At 44.0% G+C, this 7,286-nt stretch carries 11 protein-coding genes and 1 pseudogene; 5 read left to right on the top strand and 7 right to left on the bottom strand.

All coding sequences use genetic code 11. The features are described 5' to 3' along the window. The 6 genes from ACFIKE_RS07470 to ACFIKE_RS07445 all read right to left on the bottom strand — a co-directional run. A partial coding sequence (locus ACFIKE_RS07470; RefSeq protein ID WP_375648986.1) for an AAA family ATPase occupies positions 1-222 on the bottom strand: 222 nt, incomplete at its 3' end. Then, entirely contained in the window at positions 219-512 is a 294-nt protein-coding gene (locus tag ACFIKE_RS07465) for a hypothetical protein (protein ID WP_375648985.1), read from the bottom strand. The genes ACFIKE_RS07470 and ACFIKE_RS07465, both read right to left, overlap by 4 nt. Positions 513-706: 194 nt before the next feature. After that, on the bottom strand, positions 707-1,255 hold the full coding sequence (locus tag ACFIKE_RS07460; RefSeq protein WP_375648983.1) for a sigma-70 family RNA polymerase sigma factor: 549 nt from the start codon (positions 1,253-1,255) through the stop codon (positions 707-709). 371 nt (positions 1,256-1,626) lie between these two features. After that, on the bottom strand, positions 1,627-1,779 hold the full coding sequence (locus ACFIKE_RS07455; protein ID WP_375648981.1) for a hypothetical protein: 153 nt from the start codon (positions 1,777-1,779) through the stop codon (positions 1,627-1,629). Between the two features lie 67 nt (positions 1,780-1,846). Continuing rightward, positions 1,847-2,344: a zinc ribbon domain-containing protein gene (locus ACFIKE_RS07450; protein WP_375648991.1), complete on the bottom strand. Its 498-nt coding sequence runs from the start codon at positions 2,342-2,344 to the stop codon at positions 1,847-1,849. Further along, positions 2,316-2,486, bottom strand: a complete 171-nt coding sequence (locus ACFIKE_RS07445) for a hypothetical protein (protein ID WP_375648989.1) — start codon at positions 2,484-2,486, stop codon at positions 2,316-2,318. The genes ACFIKE_RS07450 and ACFIKE_RS07445 overlap by 29 nt, the downstream gene beginning before the upstream one ends. A 290-nt stretch (positions 2,487-2,776) precedes the next feature. On the opposite strand from ACFIKE_RS07445, the gene ACFIKE_RS07440 reads away from it, so the two are divergent. Continuing rightward, entirely contained in the window at positions 2,777-3,016 is a 240-nt protein-coding gene (locus ACFIKE_RS07440; RefSeq protein WP_375648980.1) for a hypothetical protein, read from the top strand. A 204-nt stretch (positions 3,017-3,220) separates the two neighbouring features. On the opposite strand, the pseudogene ACFIKE_RS07435 reads toward ACFIKE_RS07440, so the two are convergent. Beyond that, a pseudogene (locus ACFIKE_RS07435) lies at positions 3,221-3,600 on the bottom strand (DUF2924 domain-containing protein). On the opposite strand from ACFIKE_RS07435, the gene ACFIKE_RS07430 reads away from it, so the two are divergent. The 4 genes from ACFIKE_RS07430 to ACFIKE_RS07415 all read left to right on the top strand — a co-directional run bounded on the left by ACFIKE_RS07430 (position 3,529) and on the right by ACFIKE_RS07415 (position 6,967). Further along, positions 3,529-3,717 (top strand): hypothetical protein, encoded by a 189-nt coding sequence (locus ACFIKE_RS07430; RefSeq protein WP_375648993.1) that lies wholly within the window; start codon positions 3,529-3,531, stop codon positions 3,715-3,717. The pseudogene ACFIKE_RS07435 and the gene ACFIKE_RS07430 sit on opposite strands and share 72 nt — an antisense overlap. Before the next feature lie 379 nt (positions 3,718-4,096). After that, positions 4,097-4,678, top strand: a complete 582-nt coding sequence (gene lexA / locus ACFIKE_RS07425) for a transcriptional repressor LexA (RefSeq protein ID WP_375648978.1) — start codon at positions 4,097-4,099, stop codon at positions 4,676-4,678. Between the two features lie 41 nt (positions 4,679-4,719). After that, positions 4,720-5,925 carry a hypothetical protein gene (locus tag ACFIKE_RS07420; protein WP_375648975.1) on the top strand — a complete coding sequence of 402 codons (1,206 nt, stop codon included), beginning with the start codon at positions 4,720-4,722 and terminating at the stop codon, positions 5,923-5,925. A gap of 133 nt (positions 5,926-6,058) precedes the next feature. After that, complete coding sequence (locus ACFIKE_RS07415) at positions 6,059-6,967, top strand: hypothetical protein (protein ID WP_375648973.1); 909 nt, start codon at positions 6,059-6,061, stop codon at positions 6,965-6,967. The last annotated feature ends 319 nt before the right edge of the window (positions 6,968-7,286 follow it).

Genomic DNA, 7,286 nt, shown 5'->3' with positions numbered 1-7,286 from the left:
GACTTGTGGATCTTTCACATAATCTAAAGCTTGCCCTAACAATTCGGGATTGCCCACCAATTTGGCAAAATCACCAGCCTCAAGATCAAAGAACAGCGTCTTTTCAGCGGGAAGCGTCCAGAGCAGTGATGTTTTGCCGATACCGCTTTTACCGAAGATGCACCCTTTGATGCCTTTGGTTTCTTTCAAGCGTTCATCGGCTGAGATGATAGGAAGGCTCATTGGGCACCTCCTTTGCGGGAGAGTGCATCCACAATGTTTTCAGCGCCTAATGCACCTTTAGCACGCGCTTCTGTGTAAAGCTCACAGATGGCAGACAGGCGCTTATAAATGGCGCTTTGTTCTTTATCCAAAACCTGTACGGCAAACGCAAGATCATCCAGAGTTGCCTCATGGATCGGTTTGATGGTGTCTTCGGGAATAGCACCAAGCGCCAGAATTTGAATAAATGCCGGAACATGTTTGGCGTAGTAGCTGACTTTAATCAGTTTTTGTAACAATGATTTAAACATGAAAGCTCCTTGATTTCGTGGGTTAAAAATTGCTCTTTGGTCATGTCGTTTCCGGCTGCTGGGTTCTGACGCCGCCCAAAGAGCAAAGCGGTCGCGGTATTTCCTGTTGGGGTCTTCTATTTCCGCGAGAACCCGGCATATTTTCTTGCCTTCAAGGAGTTACTTACCGAAAGGGCTCAAAAACTGTCGGAAGCTCAGTGCAGATATTCCGCAAAGCCACGTTTCTTCAGCAATCCGCGCAATTCGGACAGCGTCCCGTAGAGGGTTGAGCGTGGGGTTTTTGTTTTGCGGGAGATTTCACTGATGCTGAGCGTCCGCAGATCAATCAGCAGCAACACCAGATGCGACGGCATCTGCTGAACAGCCTGTTCAAGGTCGATTTGAAGATCGCGGCTAGTCAGGTCTTCAGTTGTAGGGTCAGGCAAAGCATTATCTTCGCCGTCCTTATCCTCAAGCCATGCATCGAGTGAAAAGTTACTGATACGAGAGCCACGTTTTTGTGCGCGGGCTGCTTCAATCAGGCTGGCACATTTGTGGTTGAGGATGCGGTCAACAAAGGTCGACCATTTTGCTTTTTCGGGATCATAAGCCTGTTTGCGGGATATATAATCCAGCATGAGCTCTTGCTCGAGGTCCTCGACTTCTACGCCATGAATGGCTGAATGCCGCATCAGGCTGCGTGCGTGATAACGGACTTGGTTTACGACATAAGGATGAATGCCTTCATAGTTGTTTTTGCTCATGGTTTTTGTCTCCAGTTGCGGTTAGCCGCCACAAGGGCGGGTCAACTGGGACTGGCGAAAACTCACTGGAAGCCAGTGAAACGGTCCGTTTAAAGAGATACAAAAACAAAAAAAGCCCCGACATGCAGGGCTTTGGTGGGTGAAAATTTTTTTGAAAAAAAATTCAGGGTGTTCGGTGAAATTTCACCGAGGCGAGATTAGGCAAATCCAAAATACTTCAATTGCTCGTCCTAAATATCGAGAAATGATGTTTGCATATCTTGCAAGCTCAATTAGCGTAGCTGCGTTCCATCCAATATGGCTCTTTTGATCTGCGGAGCGAACTGATTCAGGCACAATATCCGTAACATATAGGAGGTGTTGATTTTGCGTTAGCGCGACATGTCAACAATTGAAGTGTAGCGTCCCGTATCAAGCAAGTTTTGCCAGTAATAGGCTTTGGTCAAGGCTGTCGTGAGCGTCTCATCCGGTTTAGAGGCTTCTTGAGGCGTGGTCTTTTGATAGCCTTCGGGAAAAATGATCATTTTTTACCACCGTATTTCTTGATCCGCATCAGCACCCGTATTGAAATCATATTGTTCGCCATCATTTTTACGCATTTATCCATGCTTGCTCCTCCAGTTTCTTGGTTGAAATGCCTTGCAATCGCTTGTCTTGCTCATCCAATTCTCGCGCCAGACTCTCCATGCTTGCAGCCCTGATCCGGATGTCGACAAACCCATAATTAACAATGACTTTTTCAATCATCAGCTCAAGGATGTGCTGCTTTTCAGCTGGATAAAGCTCTTTCCAGATCGGGACGATGTCATTCAAATTGCTATAAACCTCATGTTCCGTGATGGACACATCCTCTTTTTTGGCTTCTCGCCATGTTTCCATGATCATCTCCGGCGAGGCAAAAACGGCTTGAAGCTGGTTCAAAATCAAAGCTTCCATTTCGTTTGCGCTGACGTTACGAACTTTGCAATCCGTGTTGATGCCTTTGCGGTAGTGTTCACAGGTGTAATAGCGATAAAGCCTGCCACCTTTTTTACGGGTATGGTTTGCTACCAATCCACATTCACATTCGCCGCACTTCAAAAGTCCCATAAAAATGGCCTTGGTTTTCTTCCGCGTGATTGCGCCTCGGTTGATGGTGTTCTCTTTCACGGATGACCCGGACTTCATTCCACGTATCCATATCAATGATAGCTGAATGGCGGCCTTCGTAGTTCTGGTCCTTATGTTTGATCTTGCCGATATAGATAGGGTTCTGAAGAATTTTATAGAAGCCGCCTTTATCCAGTGCCTTGTCACCGATAACGCGTCCGTTTTAGTCGTACGCTGCTTACTGAGAACGCCCATGCGCGGCAGCATATTTGCCATTTCCGTGGAGGATTTGGTCATCAAAAACAGATCAAATATTTTACCGATGCCCTCAGCCTCGTCTGGTTCAATTACGAGCTTGCGGTTTTTCACCACATAGCTCATAGGCATAACACCGCCCGTTCACATGCCTTTGCGTTTGGATGCCGCCAATTTATGGCGGATACGTTCGCCGATAACTTCACGTTCAAAATAGGCAAAATGTTCAGTGTCAATCGGCCCATCGATGTGGTGGTGTTGAATTACTGGATAACAGAGAAAAAAGACACTTTGTGCTCATCACACCGCTCAATCAACTTGGCAAAATCAGCCAAGGAGTGGGATAAGCGGTCAACCTTGTACAACAACGACCGTATCAATCAAGCCGCTTTTGATGTCATCCATCAGGCGCTTTAAGTCTTGGCGATCCATATTGCCGCCTGTAAATCCGCTATTATCATAGTTATCAGGAAGCTAAAACCAGTCTTTATGCTTTTGTGAGGCAATGTAGGATTCACAAGCCTCGCCGTTGGGCATCAAGGCTGTTGAACTCCATGTCCAAGCCTTCTTCGGTTGATTTACGCGTATAAATCGCACAGCGTTTTTTTAGTGTAGTTTCGCTCAATGTTTGCCTCCTTGTACTTTGTTGTTCAATCCGAAGAAAGCAGATCCTGACCAGCTGCTGCCTGTTATGAACAGCACAACTTTGGACAGGCTTTTGTATAGGCAGCCTGCATATTCATAACCTTCTTCTAAATGGTAACCTGATATTCAATGCCTTTATATTCCCGCACCAATTTGGTGCTGGAGATAGGCCGCTGATATTGTATCTTGCGCTTTGTCTTGCTACTTGTACCTGATCCAAATAGGTCATTGGCCTGCTGGTCGATCCGGTTCTCGATCTGCAGATCAACGCCGTAAGCAAGCTCTTGCAGGCGATAGTCCTGCCTGCGGATAATATGGCTCTTATGACCAACCGAGTAGCTCGTCCTGATATACATCTCGCCACAATGCTTTTAGGTCAGATAACGGCATGTTTTGGAGTGCAGCGACACGCGCCAGAAGTTTTTTATTCATCTGTTTCTCCTTGGTTTTTTGGTTCTTCGTCATGGGCATGAACGCTTGGAAAAACTCTGAAGTCTAATGCATTAGAGGGATGAGTTGCTACTTTCTGACAGTTAAAGCGCATCTTTCAACGCAGGATGCCAAGTGCCAGTAAACGAGCCACTTCATTGCGACGATCTCGTTCATTTATAAGGTTTGGGGAAAGTGAAGACATAGGTGACCTCCTTGAAAATAATTTCGTCGTTCAAGGAGTTACTTACTGAAATAACTTGAAAACTGTCGGTTCAGTCAATGCTGTGCATTAAATCAAAGTAGGATTGCGAATCAAAATAACCTAATTTATATTAGGTTTTTATTTAAATTGAAAGAAAGCTGTGGAGTAGCTGACAAACGCGTAGAATGCGTTTTTATGGGCTATTGAACGCTTGAGACGTGCCATGGGGATATCCACCCACGGGGGTACAAGAGTTTGCTGTGGAATTGGGTGTGAAAGGACCCAGTGTGTTTGAAAGGCTCAAGAGACTGGAAGATAAAGGCTACATTCGCAGACAGGCGCGAAAAGCGCGATCCATCGAAATCCTTCACGCACAAACGCCAGATAAAACCAATCTGACGGCTGTTTCTGTATTGGGGATGGTAGCAGCTGGCCAACCGATTCTTGCCCTTGAAAACCGGTTTGGTCAAGTCATGATGCCAAGTAGTGTGCTGCACGGGAAATGCTTTGCGCTCAAAGTACAAGGCGACAGTGTGATTGATGCTGACATTTTCAAGGGAGATTACGTTGTTGTGCGCCAACAGCCAATTGCTAAAAACAGCGATATTGTTGGGGCCATGGTCGGCGAAGAGTCCACTGTAAAGCAGCTAACTATTGAAGGGGAGCATATTAAACTGCGCCCTAAAAATCAGAAACTAAAACCCATCATCATAAGACAACAAGATGAACTTAAAATAATTGGGAAGCACTTACACGTCTGCTCGGGCACGTCTGCTCGGGCAAGTCTGCTCGGGTGTTGACACCGAGGCCACCCCTGTAACAACGAAACAGAAGATTGGCGATGTCGAGATATAATCCAAAGGTATTCACAAATGTAGACAGCTTAGGCGAATTGGACGCTGGGCTTCTTATTCAACTATTTAAAAAGTTTCCAAATTTTTTTAAGGCGCATGACGTTAGTCTTGAAAATGGAATGCTGAATTTTGAAGATGTCACAAAAGCATTTATCTGCCCCAATGATAGTGTGCAGGATTCTGTTGAAACCAATGAGTTAATGGAAGCACTGCAGCTGATAACAGAAATGTCTAGTCAGGATGCAATGGACTCTCTTTTACTGGCAGCTAAAAAACAAAATATTACGATTAATTATCAGCCAAACAGTTCTCCTGCGGATATTGCGCTTTATTGTTTTTTAAACCAAGAAGACCTTTTTCACACAGAGTATGCAAAAGCTTTAGTTAAAAATTACAGAGGTTTTAGCTTCTTCTGGGGAGATCAAGGACAAAAGCGAGATTTTCCAGTCGTATCTGAAGATATCATCACAGCACTACAGTCCGAACTCGATGAGTGGTTTGCCAGCAATAACCGCCTCAGAAATTGTCGGGTTTATATGTTTCCACAAGGTCATCGGGTTAGCATCGTGATCAAGTATGGAAAGCCTCTAAAGCGAGAGCTGAAGATGAAAGATGGCGAAACACAGAGCGTTTTTTATAATCCACAATGCCATGATCTGCTGATTTATAATTGTAACACTGACGACATCAGTGTGAGGACTGATGGGAAAAAAGGTCAGCTGCCAGAATATCTGCGCTGTATCGGGAAGCACATATTTGGCAATGAATCTTATTTTGCAGAAAAGAAAGTCTTTTCACTCGATAAATTGCGTGAAATCCAAACCGAAGCTCATAACTTTGCTTCTGTAGATGGCATAGAAGACGTCAGGCTCGTGGAATTACAATATGATTGGGGCGGTGAAATTGAGATTAGAAAATCTGGAAATCTTTTGGGTACATTAATAAGAAAAAATGGACTTGAGAGTACGAGCAAGGCAAATATCATTTACGCTAAGTTTAGTGTCTATTTTGAAGGTAATAATACGCCGCGTAAGGTTGGTATTCGTTCCGGAAACCAAGCAACATTTGGTAGAGACGAAGACAGCTTGATTATTGAAGACTGGATCAATGATCAGCAATTAATTATTCCAAAAAATCCGAAAAAAGAGGCATCACAATATGTGGAAAAAGCTCGCGAAGCTGCCTCGGCATGAACATAACTATGCATTTTTAGTCAGGCATTTTGGTGAACCGGATATAATTACATCGCTGTTTGATAGAACAACAGTTCTTGATGATAACCTTCATTGTGAAAGTGGGTGTTGTTGCGGTAGGCGTATTTGTAAAATGCCTAACGGAAAATTGCTGGCCGTGTGCAATGATGATTCATCGAATTGTCCAGAATTAGAAATCTCAGATAACGACAGACGGATATTTTCTCTAAACTTGAGGAGAATAGCAGATCTAATTGCTGATCTCACAAAAAACATATCTATTTTCAAAGATGTGCAGACTATTGAGGGCTCCTCAAGTTGTATAAGAGTTGGCCACTATATTCCTCGGGGCACCATTTGTTATCCAGTTTTCTTTGGAATCGACATTTACGATGGAGATCTGGAAGGCATAATCAACCATGTGATTGGACTTGACGAATCAGCCATTTTGCTTCTGCCGTCCATTGATAACATCGGCCAAGCTAGAATTAATTCTATTCGTGCCAAAGGCTCAGATTTGATTGGATTACAAAATTTGCAAGGCGAGAATTGCTTGCTAGACACTGAAAAAGCTTCGCAGAGCTTTAACTCATTTTTTGCAAAGATCAAAGCCCCTGATCCTAAAATAGAGTGTAAGAAATTTTCTAGCCCATCAGGTGCTTCATGGGATCAATTTATCTTTGAGTGGCAAGAAGAACAGATTCTAAATGATGAGCGTACACAAAAGGCCCATAAGAGAGAGGTAATCATTGTCACCTGTGGTAAGGAAACCCAACGCTATGAGCCAGCAGACCTTCATATGCTGAATAAGAAAACTAACGAGCCAAATTTACAGTGGGTATTGCTTACAAGCTTTATTAAAAAACAAGGCATTATAGGATGGAACGATAAGGCTTTCGCCAATAATATCAAAACACAAAAGAAGGAACTGATTAAGAAACTTAAAGAAGCCTTCTGGCAGAGCGAAGATCCTATACCTTTCGATAAGAGGAAAGGTTATACGTGCCGTTTTACCTGCAGAGCTCCAGAAAACACGTTGTAAATGCTAGGCATAGACTGGCGCAAACTGGTCAATTGCCAACCCCTTGATTTCCCATGACTAAAAGCTCCCTACTTCGCTTTAAAGGGGCATATATTAGGAGAAAAATTAGAGAAAAACGGGGGGAGCTTTATAGAGGGTAAGTCAATTGCAAATGGCAAAAAAGCCCGCAAATGCTGGGCTTTTGAGGTTATGCCATTTCGAGCATAGACAATCTCATTTTGTGTCAATTTCATTTTGTGTCAATGGCGGAGAGGAAGAGATTCGAACTCTCGAGAGCCTTTTGAGCCCTACTCCCTTAGCAGGGGAGCGCCTTCGACCA

Origin of the sequence: Bartonella sp. MU70NMGDW, assembly GCF_042194085.1 — a bacterium.
GTDB classification, from domain to species: domain Bacteria; phylum Pseudomonadota; class Alphaproteobacteria; order Rhizobiales; family Rhizobiaceae; genus Bartonella; species Bartonella grahamii.
The sequence above is the reverse complement of the archived record's forward strand: the minus strand, read 5'-3'. Positions and strand labels throughout refer to the sequence as shown.